The organism is Tsukamurella sp. PLM1, assembly GCF_023168325.1.
Lineage (GTDB): Bacteria > Actinomycetota > Actinomycetes > Mycobacteriales > Mycobacteriaceae > Tsukamurella.
This window is the reverse complement of the sequence record NZ_AP025688.1, coordinates 4,244,071-4,259,722: the sequence shown is the minus strand read 5'-3', so window position 1 is coordinate 4,259,722 and position 15,652 is coordinate 4,244,071. Positions and strand designations below refer to the sequence as shown.

General features: G+C 67.6%; 13 protein-coding genes and 2 pseudogenes. 9 read left to right on the top strand and 6 right to left on the bottom strand.

Annotated features, from left to right (window positions below):
* The 3 genes and pseudogenes from MTP03_RS21890 to MTP03_RS21880 all read right to left on the bottom strand — a co-directional run bounded on the left by MTP03_RS21890 (position 1) and on the right by MTP03_RS21880 (position 2,906).
* Positions 1–2,195, bottom strand: a pseudogene (locus tag MTP03_RS21890) (heavy metal translocating P-type ATPase).
* Positions 2,188–2,577: a DUF3703 domain-containing protein gene (locus tag MTP03_RS21885; RefSeq protein WP_248492331.1), complete on the bottom strand. Its 390-nt coding sequence runs from the start codon at positions 2,575–2,577 to the stop codon at positions 2,188–2,190. Before MTP03_RS21885 ends, MTP03_RS21890 begins: the two are co-directional and overlap by 8 nt.
* The gene (locus MTP03_RS21880) at positions 2,577–2,906 is read right to left on the bottom strand and encodes a helix-turn-helix transcriptional regulator (protein WP_248489948.1); all 330 of its coding nucleotides are present in this window, start codon (positions 2,904–2,906) and stop codon (positions 2,577–2,579) included. Before MTP03_RS21880 ends, MTP03_RS21885 begins: the two co-directional genes overlap by 1 nt.
* A gap of 96 nt (positions 2,907–3,002) precedes the next feature.
* Between MTP03_RS21880 and MTP03_RS21875 the strand changes: the two genes are divergently transcribed.
* Together MTP03_RS21875 and MTP03_RS21870 are read left to right on the top strand one after the other, a co-directional pair.
* Complete coding sequence (locus MTP03_RS21875) at positions 3,003–3,662, top strand: DsbA family protein (RefSeq protein ID WP_371820826.1); 660 nt, start codon at positions 3,003–3,005, stop codon at positions 3,660–3,662.
* On the top strand, positions 3,649–4,272 hold the full coding sequence (locus MTP03_RS21870) for a vitamin K epoxide reductase family protein (protein WP_248489946.1): 624 nt from the start codon (positions 3,649–3,651) through the stop codon (positions 4,270–4,272). The genes MTP03_RS21875 and MTP03_RS21870 overlap by 14 nt, the downstream gene beginning before the upstream one ends.
* A gap of 256 nt (positions 4,273–4,528) precedes the next feature.
* On the opposite strand, the pseudogene MTP03_RS21865 reads toward MTP03_RS21870, so the two are convergent.
* A pseudogene (locus tag MTP03_RS21865) lies at positions 4,529–5,412 on the bottom strand (cytochrome c oxidase assembly protein).
* A gap of 68 nt (positions 5,413–5,480) precedes the next feature.
* On the opposite strand from MTP03_RS21865, the gene MTP03_RS21860 reads away from it, so the two are divergent.
* The 3 genes from MTP03_RS21860 (at position 5,481) to MTP03_RS21850 (ending at position 9,442) form a co-directional block, all read left to right on the top strand.
* Entirely contained in the window at positions 5,481–6,170 is a 690-nt protein-coding gene (locus MTP03_RS21860) for a response regulator transcription factor (protein WP_248489945.1), read from the top strand.
* Positions 6,171–6,190: 20 nt separating this feature from the next.
* Positions 6,191–7,222 (top strand): ATP-binding protein, encoded by a 1,032-nt coding sequence (locus tag MTP03_RS21855; protein ID WP_248489944.1) that lies wholly within the window; start codon positions 6,191–6,193, stop codon positions 7,220–7,222.
* A gap of 69 nt (positions 7,223–7,291) precedes the next feature.
* Positions 7,292–9,442, top strand: coding sequence for a bifunctional SulP family inorganic anion transporter/carbonic anhydrase (locus tag MTP03_RS21850; RefSeq protein WP_248489943.1), 2,151 nt, complete (start codon positions 7,292–7,294; stop codon positions 9,440–9,442).
* 232 nt (positions 9,443–9,674) lie between these two features.
* Here MTP03_RS21850 and MTP03_RS21845 read toward each other — a convergent pair whose 3' ends face one another.
* Complete coding sequence (locus MTP03_RS21845) at positions 9,675–10,925, bottom strand: Ig-like domain-containing protein (protein WP_371821007.1); 1,251 nt, start codon at positions 10,923–10,925, stop codon at positions 9,675–9,677.
* 177 nt (positions 10,926–11,102) lie between these two features.
* On the opposite strand from MTP03_RS21845, the gene MTP03_RS23030 reads away from it, so the two are divergent.
* The 4 genes from MTP03_RS23030 (at position 11,103) to MTP03_RS21830 (ending at position 14,158) form a co-directional block, all read left to right on the top strand.
* Positions 11,103–11,231: a hypothetical protein gene (locus tag MTP03_RS23030; protein ID WP_256465192.1), complete on the top strand. Its 129-nt coding sequence runs from the start codon at positions 11,103–11,105 to the stop codon at positions 11,229–11,231.
* A 7-nt stretch (positions 11,232–11,238) separates the two neighbouring features.
* On the top strand, positions 11,239–11,439 hold the full coding sequence (locus MTP03_RS21840; RefSeq protein ID WP_248489942.1) for a hypothetical protein: 201 nt from the start codon (positions 11,239–11,241) through the stop codon (positions 11,437–11,439).
* 174 nt (positions 11,440–11,613) lie between these two features.
* Positions 11,614–12,540 carry a cation diffusion facilitator family transporter gene (locus MTP03_RS21835; RefSeq protein WP_248489941.1) on the top strand — a complete coding sequence of 309 codons (927 nt, stop codon included), beginning with the start codon at positions 11,614–11,616 and terminating at the stop codon, positions 12,538–12,540.
* A gap of 586 nt (positions 12,541–13,126) precedes the next feature.
* Positions 13,127–14,158, top strand: a complete 1,032-nt coding sequence (locus tag MTP03_RS21830) for an Abi-alpha family protein (RefSeq protein WP_248489940.1) — start codon at positions 13,127–13,129, stop codon at positions 14,156–14,158.
* A gap of 40 nt (positions 14,159–14,198) precedes the next feature.
* Here the strand turns inward: MTP03_RS21830 and MTP03_RS21825 are convergent, their stop codons facing one another.
* Complete coding sequence (locus MTP03_RS21825; protein WP_371821006.1) at positions 14,199–15,551, bottom strand: hypothetical protein; 1,353 nt, start codon at positions 15,549–15,551, stop codon at positions 14,199–14,201.
* Positions 15,552–15,652: the final 101 nt, after the last annotated feature.

The window sequence follows — 15,652 nt, the reverse complement described above, 5'->3', positions numbered from 1 at the left end:
CTACTGCTTGGACGAGGGTCGGCCGGCGGCAACGCTCTCCCCAGCGGGGTGCTCGTCGTTGCAGCACTCGCAGTCCGACTCACTCGCGTCGTTCGTTCCTGAGGGGGCGATCGTCAGGAGGTTCAGTCCCGTCGTGCCACCGTTCGAGCCCCGCGGAGTGGGCGTGCCGCTGTCGCGGCGGTCCGGTGTGGGGGCGCAGCAGGCGTCGTCGGGTGTGTGCGTTTCGGCGACGGTGACGTGGTGGCGGTCCCCGGCCTGGACTGTGGTGGTGGACAGGCCCGGGAGGGTGACGGTGCGGGCGGCGCGGATCGCATTGAGGATCACGAGGACTTCGGCGGCTTCGTGGATCAGTACGACGGTGGCGAGACCGAGAACACCGGTGGCGGCGAGCGGGATCAGGATGCCGATGATGAGCATCGCGAGGACGATGTTCTGCAGCATGATCCTGCGGGCTCGGCGGGCGTGCGCGAGAACCTGGGGCAGGTGGCGCAGGTCTTCGCCCATCAGCGCGACGTCGGCGGTTTCGATGGCGACGTCGGTGCCCATGGCGCCCATGGCGATTCCGATGTCGGCGGTCGCCAGCGCGGGGGCGTCGTTGACGCCGTCGCCGACCATGGCGATCGGACGCCCCGCGGCGATGCGGGTGACCAAGGTGGCCTTGTCCTCGGGGAGCAATTCCGCGTGGATCTTGGTGATCCCGGCCTGCTGTCCGAGGGCGGTCGCGGTCGCGGCGTTGTCGCCGGTGAGCATGACGGTGTCGATACCCAGCCGAGCGAGCCGGTCGATCGTCTCCGGTGCCTCGGGCCGCAGCTCGTCGCGGACTGCGACCGCGCCGATGACGACGCCATCGCGTTCGACCAGAACGACGGTGGCCCCGTCTGATTGCAGCGCGGTGACGCGGGAGGTGAGGGCGGTCGGGTCGATCCAGCCGGGCTTGCCCAGGCGCAGTTGGTGGCCGTCGAGGCTGCCGGTCAGTCCGTGGCCGGGGACCGCGGTGACATCGTCCGCGACGGAGCTCGGATCGGGTGCGGTGTCGAGGATCGCTCGTGCGAGGGGTGCTCGCTGCGTGCTTCCAGCGCCGCAGCTGCAGCGAGGACCTCGTCCTCACTCCGGTCGGGGGCGGTGAGGATCGCGATGACCTGCGGTGTGTTGCGGGTCAGGGTGCCGGTCTTGTCGAGCGCGACGACCCGGATCCGTCCGAGTTGCTCGAGGGCGGCGCCGCCCTTGACGAGCGCCCCTTGCCGGCTGGCAGCTCCGATTGCGGCGACCACGGTCAGCGGGACGGCTATGGCCAGGGCGCAGGGGGAGGCGGCGACGAGGACGACGAAGGCGCGTTCGATCCACACCATGGGATCCCCGAGGAGTGCACCGATGCCTGCGACGGCGGCGGCGAGCACCATGATCGCCGGGACCAGCGGCCGGGCGATCTTGTCGGCGAGCCGCTGGGCGGTGCCCTTGCGGTCCTGTGCTTCTTCGACGATGTGCACGATCCGGGCCAGGGAGCTGTCGGAGGCGGGTGTGGTGACCTCGACCTCGATCGCGCCGCCGCCGTTGATCGCGCCCGCATGCACCTGATCGCCCGGTCCTGCTTCCACGGGGACGGACTCGCCGGTGATCGCGGACAGGTCGAGGCTCGTGCGGCCGGCGCGGATCGTCCCGTCGGTGGCGGCGCGCTCACCGGGCCGTAGCACCATCACATCACCCACGCGCAGCTCATCCGGTGCCAGCGTGACCTCGGTACCGCTACGGAGGACCGTCGCGGTCGGTGGCACCAGCGCCAGCAGGGCCCGCAGGCCGCGGCGGGTCTTGACCACCGCGTAATGCTCAAGGCCCTCGGCGATGGAGAACAGGATCCCCAGCATCGCGGCCTCGGCGAACTGCCCCAGCGCGAGGGCGCCGATCGCCGCGATCGTCATCAGGGTGCCGACCCCGATGTGACGGTGGCGAAGCAGGTTGGTCACTGCCGACGGGACGAACGACAATCCTGCTACGACGGCGGCCGCAACCTCCAATCCGACCGACAGCGCCTCCTGCCCGGCGCGGCCGAGCAACCAGCCCACGGTCAGCAGCACGATCGCGATCGCCGCGTACTGCAACTCGCGGACCTGCCACAAACGCCCACCGCCCTCGGCGGTCTCGTGCTCGTCCGTCTTGCCCGCAGGGTCGGACTGCGGTCCGCAGCATGCGTCAGCCATGAGTGCCCTCCAGATGTTCGGTCAGTTCGTCGGTACCGGTGATCGCCGCGCGCAGATCGTCCGGGATGGGCATTCGCCGGCGCAGTCCCACCGACGCCCGCCCGGTGTTGCCCTCCGGGTAGCGCCCGGTCAGTGAGCCCGGGGCGGCCAGGACGATCCGAACGACCTGACCGAGCGCTTCACCCCGGTTGCGCTCCCGCACCGCGAGCACGAACATCGCGACGTGATTGCCCGTGTGCAGCCACGGATCGGGCTGCGAGAGAATGTGCGCCCGCTCCAGATGCCGCCACTTCACCGCGCCAGCCGGCGCAGCGTGCGCAGCTGCCATCTCCACGCGATACAGGTCCCGGACCGTGTCGCTCAACCGCGTCCCGGACCACATCAGCAGCACTCATCCGTCGACGCGGCCGCGCAGCAAGCGGGATCGACCGCAAGAACCAAACCCAGAAGATCGTCGAGCGCGCGACCGATCCGCGGATCGGCCAACTCGTACCGGCTTCTCCGTCCCTCCGGTACTGCGACGACCAGTCCGCATCCACGCAGGCATGCGAGGTGATTGGACAGGATCTGCCGCGAAACCCCGATCTCCTCGGCCAGCTCGGCGGGATACCCCGGCTGCTCCCGCAGGGCAAGGAGGATCTTCGTTCGGGTCGAATCCGACAACGCGTGTCCGAACCTGGTCAGAGCGTCACGACTGAGTGCAACATCCACGCACCGTACTGTACAGTGTGGGCTGTATTCACGGAAGACTGAACTATACGGTTCAGGTGGTTACGGCCTGACGGCCCTGGGAAGGTGGCTCTTCGAGTGACTCGTGCGACACAGGTGTCCGTCGGGCTGATCGTGGTCTTCGTGATCGGGCTGGGCACCGCGCTCTGGCTGAACACTCCCGACGACCGTTCCACCAGTTCCCCGGGCGCCGGCGTGGACGGGGCGAGCAGCGTGTTGGTGCGCCCGGACAGTCATCGCCTCTCATCCGTGCCCGACGGCAAAGTCACCTTCGTCGAGTTCCTCGACTTCGAGTGCGAGGCCTGCGGTGCCGCGTTCCCGTCGATCGAGCGCCTGCGCGCCCAGTACGGGGATCGCGTCAGTTTCGTCGTCCGCTACTTCCCGATTCCATCACACTTCAACGCACAACGCGCCGCCCGAGCTGTCGAATCCGCTGCCAGGCAAGGCCGATTCGAGCAGATGTACAAGAAGATGTACGAAACACAGACCCAGTGGGGCGAGCAACGCACACCCAAAGACGAGCTTTTCCGTTCCTTCGCCACCGAGCTCGGCCTCGACCTCGCCCGCTACGACCGCGACTACAACGATCCGGCGACAGCGGCGCGCATTCAAGCCGATGTCGATGACGGCAAGACACTGGGCGTTCAAGGCACCCCCACCTTCTTCGTCAACGGGAAGCAGCTGACCCCCAACAGCTACGACGATCTCACTCGTGCCCTCGACGATGCCCTCGCCTGACTCATCTACACAGGCACCGCCCGAAGGGCCTGGTACGTTTCCCCGGCTGCTGCCCTGGCTGCTGCTCCTCGGCGGCATCGCCGGAGCACTGGCTTCTCTGGTCCTGACGATCGAGAAGCTGCAACTCGCCGCCGACACGACCTACGTCCCCTCGTGCAGCCTGAACCCCGTGCTCAACTGCGGCTCCGTGATGACCACACCCCAGGCCGCCGTCCTCGGATTCCCCAACTCCCTGATCGGCATCGCCGGGTTCACCGCCATCAGCACCATCGGCGCCGCACTCCTCGCCGGAGCCCGGTTCCGCCGCTGGTTCTGGCTCTGCCTCCAGATCGGCCTCACCGCAGCCCTGGGATTCGTGCACTGGCTCATCACTCAGAGCCTCTACACCATCAACGCGCTCTGCCCGTACTGCATGATCGTCTGGGCCGCCACGGGGCCGATCTTCTGGTACGTGACCCTCGCCAACCTCACCCGCTTCGCGCCGGTCCGCTCACCCGCCGTCAACACGCTCCTCAAGTACCACTCCGTGCCGCCGACGATCTGGTTCCTCACGATCATCACTCTGATCGTCGAACGGTTCTGGTGGTACTGGTCATCGCTCCTACCCTGACCCGGGACCGCTGAGTGGCTGAGACAATGAACCGCAGTACAAGACCTGCGGTGTAGAGCTTCCGCGCCCGGCGATCCGGGCTTACCGTCTCGTCGCCAGCGAGTCGTCCTGCTGCGCGACTCTTGTTTTTCTTGGCTTCACCAGCGAAATAGAGCCGCCTTCGGCCGAGGTGGCAGATTGGGGCGGTAGCGATGACGATCACTGTGCTGCTCGTGCCTGCCAATAGGATGAGTTGGGTGCGGCGCATGGCCTTGCGCTATCGAGAGCGGAGTTCGCGCAGGTAGGCGTTGTACGCCTCGCGTTCGTCCTCTTCCCGACGGTCCGCGCCCGCCCGTTCGGCGTCGCGCCGCTCGGACCGGCGCCAGCGCAGCGCGAACAGACAGGTGGTGATCATGGCGATCGGCTCGCCGTAGGACCATGCGAGGGCGCCAGCGATGGACTGGTCGCGCAGCGGGTCGATCCCCCACGACGCCGGTGGTGCGGAGAAGAGCGTGACCATTGGCGTGGTCGCCATCATGAGGATCACGCCGATGAAGACGTGCAGCGGCATCTCGATGAAGATGTCGAAGAAGCGCATGAGCCAGGAGTCGCGGCCGGGGAGCGGCCCGATCGACAGAATGGGAATGATGAACAGCAGCCCCGCGCCGAGGAAGAAGACCTGCAGCGCGGTGTGGCCGAGCCAGGTTCCGCCGATCGCGTCGACGACGCCGCCGAGGTAGACGCCGTAGTAGCTCATCAGGAACAGCGGGATGGTGAAGCCGGAGTGCAGCACGATCCGCGGCAATCGGCTGCGCAGGAGCCCGAGCGCCGCGGCCAGCACGACGCGGCCGGGGCCGCGGTGCGGTGTTGCTCGCAGTAGCAGCACGCCGGGCGCTCCGCCGACGAGCAGCGGCGGTACCAGGATCGACAGCGTGAGCTGCTGGAACATGAACGCGCTGAACAGGTGCCAGGAGTAGGCCTCGATCCGTAGGCCGGTGACTCCCGCGAGAACGAGGCAGCCGAGCAGGAAGCTCACGACGCGCGCGGCCGGCCACCGTCGCCCTTTCCGGCGCACGGTCCGCACTCCCAGCAGGTACAGTGCGGCCGCGATCGCCGCCGCCAGTGGTAGCACCGGAAGCGGGGTGGGGCCCAGCCGAGCATGCCCAGGATCGACGGTGCGTCGACCGGCGGAGCAGTAGTGAGCACATGCGCATATTACTATATAGTTCATGGACTCTCACAAGGTGCTGGTGATCGAGGACGAACCCGCCCTCGCTCGGCTCGCGCAGGAGTACCTCACCCGTGACGGATTCGAGGTGACGACCGCCGCCGACGGCGAGCGCGGATTGGCCCTCGCGCGCGAGATCGAGCCGGCGGTGATCCTGCTCGACATCGGCCTGCCGCGCCTTGACGGATTGGAGGTCTGCCGTGCCGTGCGCTCCTTCAGCGATGCGTACGTCATCATGCTCACCGCGCGCGGCGACGAGCTGGACAAGATCGTCGGTCTCTCGGTTGGCGCGGACGACTACCTCGTCAAGCCGTTCAGCCCGCGTGAGGTGGTGGCGCGGGTCCGGGCGATGCTGCGCCGTCCGCGCAGCCTGCCCGACGGCGCCGGCGCGGCCCGCCGGTTCGGTGAGCTCACCGTCGATCCGCTCGGGCGCGAGGTCCGGGTGGGGAGCCGGGTCGTCGAGCTGACGGCCACGGAGTTCGACGTGCTCGCCACCCTCGCGCGCAGCCCGAACGTCGCCTTCTCCCGCGCGCAGCTGATCGAATCCATCTGGGGCGCGGGTTGGGTCGGCGACGAGCGGCTCGTCGACGTGCACGTAGGCCGCGTGCGACGCAAGCTCGGCGACGATGCCGGCGACCCGCGGTACGTGCGCACGGTGCGTGGCGTGGGCTACCGGATGGGCCCCGGATGAGGCGGGTGTACGACATCGGGATGGGCGGACGCATGGGCGGCATGCTCATGGCGGTCTCGCTCGGCACGCTCGGCGTGACTGCGGTGGTCGACTTCGTGGTGTGGCCGCTGATCCTGGGGCGCACGGGCATGGTGTCGGTGAACGTGCTTGCCGTGGTCCTCGGATTCGGCTGCGCGGTAGTCTTCTCCGTCGTGGCGAGCGTCTTCATCGCGCGCCGGCTGGGGCGCACGATGGCGAAGTTGGAGGGGGCCGCGCGGCAAGTGGCCGACGGTCGTTCGGGGGTGCGGGTCGCGCCGGTCGCGCTGGGGCCGGAGGCGGACGGCCTGGTGTCGGCGTTCAACGAGATGGCGGTGCAGCTGGAGTCCAGCGATCAGTCGAGGCGCCGGCTGCTCGCCGACCTCGCCCACGAGATCCGCACGCCGGTAAGTGTTCTCGACGGCTATCTGGAGGGCATCGCCGACGGTGTCGTCGAGCCTAATGCCGCGACCCTCGCCATGCTGCGCACGCAGACCACGCGCCTCGCCCGGCTCACGGACGACGTGCTGTCCGTCTCCCACGCCGAGGAGGGCGCGTTGAATCTGCGGCCCAGCCCGGTCGACGTCGTGGAGGTACTCGAGGCTGCCGCCGCGGCGGCGGGGCGGGCGTACGCGGACAAGGGGGTCCGGCTGCACGTGCGGATCGGCCCGGGAGCCCGCCGGAGGATCCAGGCCGACCGCCAGCGGCTCGACCAGGTGCTCGCGAATCTGCTGTCGAACGCGGTGCGGCACAGCGACGCGGGTGGATCCGTCGAACTGGAGGCGGATGTGCAGCCGCACCGGCGGATCCGGATCGCGGTGGTCGATCATGGTGACGGTATCGCCGCTGAGCACCTGCCGTGGATCTTCGAGCGCTTCTACCGCACCGACGTCGCCCGGGATCGCGATCACGGCGGCAGCGGGGTGGGACTGACCATCAGCCGCGCGATCATCTCCGCCCACGACGGGCACATGTGGGTGGAGTCCGAGGGGCCCGGCCGCGGCGCCGCCTTCGCGTTCACGCTTCCGACGCCCTGACCGCCGGCTTCACGGAACCTTCACGTCCTCGCGGTGGATCGTCCACACCGAACCCCCACAGTGGTGGGCATGCAGGAGAAACTCAGAGACATAGCGCGTTTCGACGGGCCCTCGTCGATCGTCGTCTTCCTCGTCGCGTTGCCGCTGTCTCTCGGGATCGCGTTGGCCTCGGGCGCGCCGCTCATGGCGGGGCTCATCGCGGGCGTGGTCGGCGGCATCGTCGGCGGCCTGATGGGCGGTTCGCCGCTGCTCGTCAGTGGCCCGGCCGCGGGCCTGACGGTGGTGGTCGCCGAGCTCATCGCGACTTTCGGTTGGAAGGTGACCACCGCGATCACCGTGGCCGCCGGCCTGGTGCAGATCGGCCTGGGGCTCAGCCGGATCGCGCGTGCGGCGCTGGCGATCTCGCCGGTCGTGGTGCACGCGATGCTGGCCGGTATCGGCGTGACGATCGTGATCCAGCAGGTCCACGTCCTGCTCGGCGGCTCCTCGCGCAGCTCGGTGCTGCAGAACCTCGCGGAGTTGCCCTCGCGGATCGGCGCTCTGCACTGGCCGGACCTCGCCGTCGGTCTCGTGGTGATCGTCGTGATGGTCGTGTGGCCGAAGCTGCCCGCGGCTTGGCGGCGCGTCCCCGGCGCGCTCGTCGCGGTGACGGCGGCGACGATCCTGTCCCTCGTCGTTCCGATGAACGTCGAGCGGATCCGCTTGAACGGCTCGATCATCGACGCCATCGGCCTGCCGGCCATGCCGACCGGCAACTGGGGCGCCGTCGCTCTCGGCGTCCTCACCGTCGCGCTCATCGCCAGCGTCGAATCCCTGCTCTCCGCGGTCGCCATCGACCGCATGCACGACGGCACGAAGACGAACCTCGACCGCGAGCTCGTCGGTCAGGGCGCCGCCAACACCGTCTCCGGCCTACTGGGCGGCCTGCCCGTCACCGGTGTCATCGTGCGCAGCGCCACCAATGTGGCAGCCGGGGCCCGCACCCGCTGGTCCGCGGTGCTGCACGGGGTATGGCTGCTCCTGTTCTCCGTCGCGCTGTCGGGTCTCGTCGAGAAGATCCCCACCTCCGCGCTCGCCGGCCTGCTCATCGTGATCGGCGTGCAGCTGGTGAAGATCTCCCACATCCGCACCGCCCGCCGCACCGGCGACCTGCTCGTCTACGCCGTCACCATCGGCGGCGTCCTGTTCCTCAACCTCCTCGAGGGCGTGCTCGCCGGGCTGGTCGTCGCGCTGGTCCTCGTCCTGTGGCGCGTCGCCCGGGCCCACATCGAGACCGCGGTCGACGGTGCCGGACGCTGGCACGTCACCATCGACGGGACGCTGTCCTTCTTCTCACTGCCGCGCCTGACGCGGGTGCTGGCCACGGTCCCGCCGGGGCAGGACGTCGCGATCGAGCTGACCGTCGACTTCCTCGACCACGCCGCGGCCGAGGAGATCCAGGAGTGGGCCCGGCGCTACCGGGCCGCGGGCGGCACCGTCACCGTCGACGACCTCGGCGGCGCGGCGCTTGACGCGGCCGCGACCGTCACGCCGCGTCGGGCCACCGAGCGCCCGGCCGAGCGCGGCCTGCTGCCCTGGCGCGCGCACGCCCGCGGCGGCCTCGCCGACGGCATCGCCAGGTATCACCGGCGGCACGCGGCCCTCCTCAGCGACGACTTCGACCAACTCAGCGGCGGCCAGAAGCCCGAGGCCCTGTTCCTCACCTGCGCGGACTCGCGGGTGGTGCCGAACGTCATCACCGGCAGCGGCCCGGGCGACCTGTTCACCGTCCGCAACGTGGGCAACCTGGTCCCGCCCGCCGGCACGGACCCGTCGATCGAGGCCTCGCTCGCCTACGCCGTCGACCAGCTCGCGGTGCGCCAGATCATCGTGTGCGGGCACTCGGCGTGCGGGGCGATGGGCGTCGCGCTCACCTCGCCCGCGGTGCCCCCGACGATCGAGCGGTGGATCGAGCACGCGGCACCGTCGACCACGGCCTTCCGCGCCGGGCATCCGGTCCGCGCCGCGGCGGCGGACCTGGGATTCGGCACTGCTGATCAGCTCTCGCTGGTCAACGTCGCCGTGCAGGTAGCGGCGGTCGCCGAGCATCCACTCGTGCGGGACGCGGTCGCCGCGGGGCGGGTCGAGGTCATCGGCCTGTTCTTCGACATCGCCTCGGGGCGGGTGCTGCGCGTGACGGACTCGGCGGTCGTGGAGGCGGACACCCTCACCCACGCCTGAACGGCGCGCCGGCGCGGCGCTGCGGAGCTCACCCCCGCAGCGCCGCGCATTGTCCGCGGAACTGACGACACTCGCGCTTCACATCGCTGTGAACCACCGCAAAACCATCACTAGCTAGTCCCCGCAGGACCTGAATGTGAAGGCGATGATCGATCCCGCAACGGGAGATGACCTTTCACTCACCGCGAAGTAACGCAGCTCGGGCATGCTCCTGGGCAACGCCCCACACATGTCAGTTGTCATCTGGGAGCGCGCTGCCAGCTACCCAGGACTCCCACGGGACTGACCAATCGCCGTTCTGCCATTGCTCAAGCGACGGCCCGCCGGTGTTGCGGACTTCCACGACGTCGCCCGGCTGGCTGATACCGAAGAACCACTGTGCATTGTCGGGGCTGAGGTTGAGGCAGCCATGGGATTCGTTGCGCACGCCCTGGGCGGCGATGTTGTCCAGGGCGTGCAGATAGATGCCGTCGTTACTGATCCGGGTGGCCCAGCCAATGGTCTGCCTGTATCCGAGCCGTGAGTTGATCGGCAGCCCGTAGGTCGACGAATCCATGACAACCGGGTTGGCCTTGTCGAGCACGGTGTAGATGCCGCGCTGGGTCCAGAAGTGCAGGGTCTTACCGTTGACCGTCTCAGTCCCGCCCTGCCCCATGGACGTGGGCATGGAGCGTACAACCTGGCCGTTGATGTACACTAGGACCTGTTTGGTGGCGTCGTCGGCGATCGAGATGTGCGACTCTCCGATGCTGAATGAGAGCGCGGTGTCCTGCTGCCCCCAGAGTCCTGGGCTGACTTCTTTGCCGAAGACGTTTGCCTCGATCGTGACTTTCGTGCCCGACGGATAATACCGCTTGGGGCGCCAGGCCACGGTCTTGTTGGTGGTCCAGCTCCACGCGCCCTCTATGGGTGGGTCCGTGGTGATGTTCAGTGTCCTCTGGGCGGCAGCGCGATCGGTGATTGGCTCATCGAAGTGGACGACGGCGACCTGACCGACGCCGTAGACGGCGTTGTCGTTCAGTGCGAGCCCTCCGGTGCTCTCGAAGTAGGGCAGAGTCATGTTCTGCGGGGTGATCGTGGTGAAACTGCTGCTGGCCTCCCGCTCTTGCCCGAGAGCCTCGTACTTGACTATTACGGTGTAGGCGGTGGCATAGGAGAGGGGATTCTTGGCCTTCCAGGTGAGTCCATCCGGCGAAGGCGCCAGAGTGCCTTCGATCGGTTCGCCGCTCGCGTCGGTCAGTGTCACGGCCCGCGGAGCGGCGTTGATCGCCTTAACAGAGACCTCCGTGGTGGGGGCGACGCCTTGATCGGTATCCGCCGGAGTAAAGATGATCTGCGCAGGCCCCGGCGGACCGCTGTCGATAGGTTTGGTCGATGACGCCGCCGGGTCACCCGAGACCGTCGTGCTGGCACCGCATGCGGCGACGACCAGCGGCACGGCCCCGACAGCCCCGATCAGCGCGATTCGTCGGCTGCAGCACAGCGCACCCGATTCGCGACCCCACTGGTCTCGGATTGCCACGCAAACACTCCTTTGTCGTCGATGTCTGCCCAAGGTCCGTGGGCAACGAGGCCCTCTTCCGACCCCGTATTCTCATTGTAATATTCGCATATCACCATGCCTTCGATAGAGCCGCCGACCGCACCTGGAATGCTCCGGATGGCTACCGCCGTGCACGTCGTCGGACGATCATGGGCAGGGCAGGCGGTGATACAGCTGATCTTCCTGGTGTCCGGCAGCTGGTTCGTGCTGCCGATCATGTCCCGTGGGGCCACGCCGATGCGATAGTCGGCTGATGCGGTTCTCCGACGCCTTCATCGGGATGTCCCGGCACGTCTTCGTGGGGATGATCGTGATGGTGCCACAACCCTATGGTCGCTACAGCGCCGTGGACGTGTTGAGGCCTGTCGAGGGCCAAACGATTGCAGGCGCCGCGGCCTGGTCGTCCGGCGAGCCAATCGCAGTGGTGGCGATCTGCGCGTTCGCCCTGCGATGAGGCGAAGCGGAGCGGTGAGATGCCAACCTGCGGGCGCAAACCGGCGGGAGGAAGAGGAACGCGCCTCCTGCAACGCTGCTTACCTCGAGCAACTCCGTAGCTGAGAGCATTGATTAATGCGAATATATGCATGTATTGTTGAGTCGCCGAAGACGCGAACGAGGAGGCCTCACGATGGGCGCAGGACACAGTCACGGTTCGACACACGCGGAGGATCACCGACGGAAGCTGGCAATAGCGTTCGCCATCACTGCTTCCATCGTCATCGCTCAAGCAGTGGGATCATGGATCACGGGCAGCCTGGCTCTACTCACCGACACCGCGCACGCGTTCACTGACGCAGCCGGGTTGGCAGTCGCGCTGATCGCCGGCACGCTCGTCCTACGCCCGTCGTCACCGAAACACACCTGGGGATACCGACGCCTTGAGGTCATCGCGGCCCTCGGGCAGGCGACGCTCCTACTCATCGTCGGTGCGTACGCGGCCGTCGAAGGTGTCGGCCGGCTGTTCGAACCCCCCACGATGCCGGCAGGAGAGTTGCTGATCTTCGGAGTCATCGGCTTGGTGGCAAACCTGATCGCGATCGGGATCCTCGCATCGAACCGCGCCGCAAACTTCAACATGCGTGCCGCTTTCCTTGAAGTTCTCAATGATGCCTTAGGATCCATCGGCGTTATTGTCGCGGCCATCACGATCGCGACAACAGGCTTCCAGCAGGCGGATGCTATCGCAGGTCTCTTCATCGCCGCACTGATCGTGCCCCGAGCGGTCAAACTGATCCGAGAGACACTTCACGTACTGATGGAGTTCACCCCGCGCGAGCTCGATCTTGCCGCCGTGCGCGCCCATATCCTCGAGAATCAACACGTCCAAGACGTCCACGACCTACACGCGTCGACCGTCGCCACCGGGCTGCCCGTGTTGACCGCACACGTAGTCGTCGCTGACGAGTGCTTCACCGACGGCCGTGCAGCAACTCTCCTTGATGAGATCAAACAATGTGTGGCAGAACATTTTTCGATATCCATCCACCACACAACCATCCAGATCGAGAACGAGACTACCCGGCTGCACGAATCAGATATCGGGAGTACCCACTAGCCGAAGGACCAGCCCGAAGAACCCGAGTCACTTGACGATGGTTACCACGCCGCGCCAATCCGCTCGAGGGGGGTGCGCTCGCCGGACCGGTCCTCGTGCTGTGGCGCGTGGCTCTCTCCTCGCTGACCGCATCGTGGACAGTCGCCGGCAGTGGACGACTCAGATCTTGATGCGGGGCCAAGTGCCTGATCGCACATACTCGTTCAGGGTGCACAGACTTCGACGATGTGTACGTGGCGCGGTCCTGCCCGTCGGGGGTGCATAGAACATGCATTGTCACAGTGACGAAGGATGGCGGCGTCCCTGGAGATCGGCATCAGATACGTAGGTCTAGGAGGCTCTCGAATCAAGAGCGTTGTAGGAAATGCCATGTCTGTGAGACTGGCGAGTGGACAAGTCCGTGAGACAACTTGCATCGCCGCAGGTCAGAAGACTGTGAGATGTCATGCAGCGTGAGACCCTACAACCGCGGCGGCGCGCGCGAGCGGGTCAGACCGGGGCGTGAACGCTCTGTGCGCTGATCGCGCCACGTCAGTGCTGCAGATGGATAGGCTGGACCCGTCGGGTCGTCGACGATCGGAGCGCCATGTCGGGCAAGAACAAGAAGCACAAGAAGGGCAAGTCCGCGGAGCCGGACGAGCCGCGTCGGCCGCAGCGCGGCGGTGGCTTCGGGATCCCCCTGTTCGATCAGCTCGCGGAGAACCTCACCGCCCCCATCGAGCAGCTGACGGGTGGGCTCGGCACCGTCGGGCAGCACAAGGGCGAGGACGACGAATCCCGCACGCGCGGGGAGGGACTGGGGCTGCCCGTAGTCGACGAGTTGCTGAGCGCGTCACCGCTCGGCGCGCCGGTCGCGAAGCTGTCGGAGACGGCCGGGCCCGTCCTGGAGCCGGTCCTCGGACCGGTCGGCGAGATGGCCACCGCCGCCGCGGCGCCGCTGGAGCAGAGCGCGTCGTCGTTCGGGCTCGGTTCCGTCGCCGGCAGTGTCACGGGTCTGCTCGGCGGCGGTCTACTCGGCGGCATCGGGTCGAAGCAGCGGTCCTCGTCCGCGGGGCTGCGTAAGCGCGGCATGGCGCTGATCAGGTTGTCGCAGCGTCAGGTCCCGGTCCTCGATGACCTGCATCCGTCGTACGGCCGCATCGTGGACGAACTGCTGCCGGACGAGGCGCGCATCCTGCGCTTCCTGGGACGGGCCGGGACGCAGCCGCTCCTGGACGTCCGCACCAAGACGCTGTTCATGGTGGGCTCCGAGCTCCTGGCCGGCGACGTGTCGATGGTGGCGCTGCAGGCGGGTTGCGCGCACCCGGACCAGGACCGGGCGTACTTCGCGAACCTGCACCGCCTCGGCCTGGTGGAGCTGAGCGACGAGCCGGTGGACGACTACCGCCGCTACGCGCTGCTCGAGGTGCAGCCGGAGGCGATCCACGCGATCGAGAGCGTCAAGAAGGCGCACACCGTGTTCCGCAGCGTCCGCGTCACGGCGTTCGGCGCCCGGTTCATCGAGATGGCGTTCGATATCGACGGCTACGACGCGGGCGGGTGGGCCGACGACGGCCGCAATGACAAGTACATCGGCAAGCGCGGCCCGCACGGCAAGAAGCTCGCCAAGGCGGGGTGACCGCGTACCGTCGGTTCGGCCGGCGGTGCCGGGCGTACCGTCAGGCCCCGAACAGGAAGACGTGGGCCGCGCCCACGATGATCCCGAGCAGGCCGCCGTGCGCGTACAGCAGCCAGGCGTCCTGCTCGATTGCGGCGTAGAGCATCTCGCTGAACTCCGACGGCTTGAGCTCGCGGAACTTCTTCGTGGAGAACGCGGCGATCTTCTTCGCCTTCTCCTCGTTGAACTCCTTGTCGTAGAAGACTTCCGGCGTGAGGTCGACGATCTCGGCGCTGACCTTCCGCTCCAGGGCGTCCAGGTCGGCGACGCCCAGGGTCCGGCCCACGGTGGTCGCGACGGGGGTGAAGATCCGGTCCAGCTCCTCGGAGATGACTTCCGCGATGTAGGCGGCCGTCTTGTCGCCGCTGGCGCCGAACAGCAGCTCGTGCGTGAAGTTGGAGACGGTGAGCACCTTCTCGGACATCATGTCGGCGACCTGTGCGGCGGCCTCGTGCTGGCGCTTGGGGAAGATGCCCTGCTTCCACAGGTACTTGTACCGGGGCTGCGGATCGCCGGGTTCGAAGACCACCTTGATCGCGAGGATGTTGACGACGATGCCGATGAGCGCCGAGCCGACGAGCACCACGAGCCACCCGGGGATCGCGCTGAGGACGGGCGGGTGCGCCAGGTGCACCCAGCCCAGGTACAGGGCGAGCGGGATGCCGAAGAAGAACCCGGCGGCGCCGATCTTGACCATGAACCGCAGCTCGGGCTTGCCCATGCCCTGGAAGATCTCGCTCAGCACCGCGGGGTTGCGGCGCAGATGGTTGACGGTCATCAGCTTCACGTCGAGCAACTCGTCGATGTGGTCGCCGACCTTGGCGAACGCGCGCTGCGAGATCTCCGGGACGCGGTCGTCGATCGTCGAGATGATGCCGTCCTGCACGCCGGACGGCATGGTGTCCCACAGCCACTTGTACTGCGTGTCGATGGCGTCGACCGCGATGCGACGCACGTGCGGCCTGGCCTCGCGGGCCATGAACTCCGCCATCTTGTCGGGCTCGAGCTCCTGGTAGAACGTGGCGACGCTGCCGATCCGCGCGATCGACATGTCTACGAGCAGGCTGGCCATCTTCTCGGCGCGACAGGGGATGAAGCCCTGGAAGCCGAGGATGCCGCCGGGCGCGAAGATCGGCAGGATCTGGATCTTGCGCGGCAGCAGTCGGAACAGGGCCGCGAGGCCGGGCACGTAGAAGCCCGTGAAGTTGCTCGGCGAGAACAGCATGATGACGCCGGTCCAGTTGGTGATGAGGCCGGCGATCGCGGCGAACACGGGGACGCTGATCAGGTCGATGATGAACTTCGACTGGCCCGTCAGGGACTCCCAGTCGATGATCCCCGACACAGCTATCATCTCTGTCTGCACCGTGCCAACTCCCGCCTGACCACGTTCCGAAGTGCGAAGGCCGTGCTAGTCGCGCCGCTGCGCACCCGATCCGACTTGAGTGCGAATGC

Coding starts and splice junctions, on each gene's coding strand:
- MTP03_RS21855 (WP_248489944.1), top strand. CDS start 6,191: ATGGGCGGACGCATGGGCGGCATGCTCATGGCGGTCTCGCTCGGCACG.
- MTP03_RS21830 (WP_248489940.1), top strand. CDS start 13,127: ATGTCGGGCAAGAACAAGAAGCACAAGAAGGGCAAGTCCGCGGAGCCG.
- MTP03_RS21870 (WP_248489946.1), top strand. CDS start 3,649: ATGCCCTCGCCTGACTCATCTACACAGGCACCGCCCGAAGGGCCTGGT.
- MTP03_RS21885 (WP_248492331.1), bottom strand. CDS start 2,577: ATGTGGTCCGGGACGCGGTTGAGCGACACGGTCCGGGACCTGTATCGC.
- MTP03_RS21850 (WP_248489943.1), top strand. CDS start 7,292: ATGCAGGAGAAACTCAGAGACATAGCGCGTTTCGACGGGCCCTCGTCG.
- MTP03_RS23030 (WP_256465192.1), top strand. CDS start 11,103: ATGGCTACCGCCGTGCACGTCGTCGGACGATCATGGGCAGGGCAGGCG.
- MTP03_RS21840 (WP_248489942.1), top strand. CDS start 11,239: ATGCGGTTCTCCGACGCCTTCATCGGGATGTCCCGGCACGTCTTCGTG.
- MTP03_RS21835 (WP_248489941.1), top strand. CDS start 11,614: ATGGGCGCAGGACACAGTCACGGTTCGACACACGCGGAGGATCACCGA.
- MTP03_RS21825 (WP_371821006.1), bottom strand. CDS start 15,551: ATGATAGCTGTGTCGGGGATCATCGACTGGGAGTCCCTGACGGGCCAG.
- MTP03_RS21860 (WP_248489945.1), top strand. CDS start 5,481: ATGGACTCTCACAAGGTGCTGGTGATCGAGGACGAACCCGCCCTCGCT.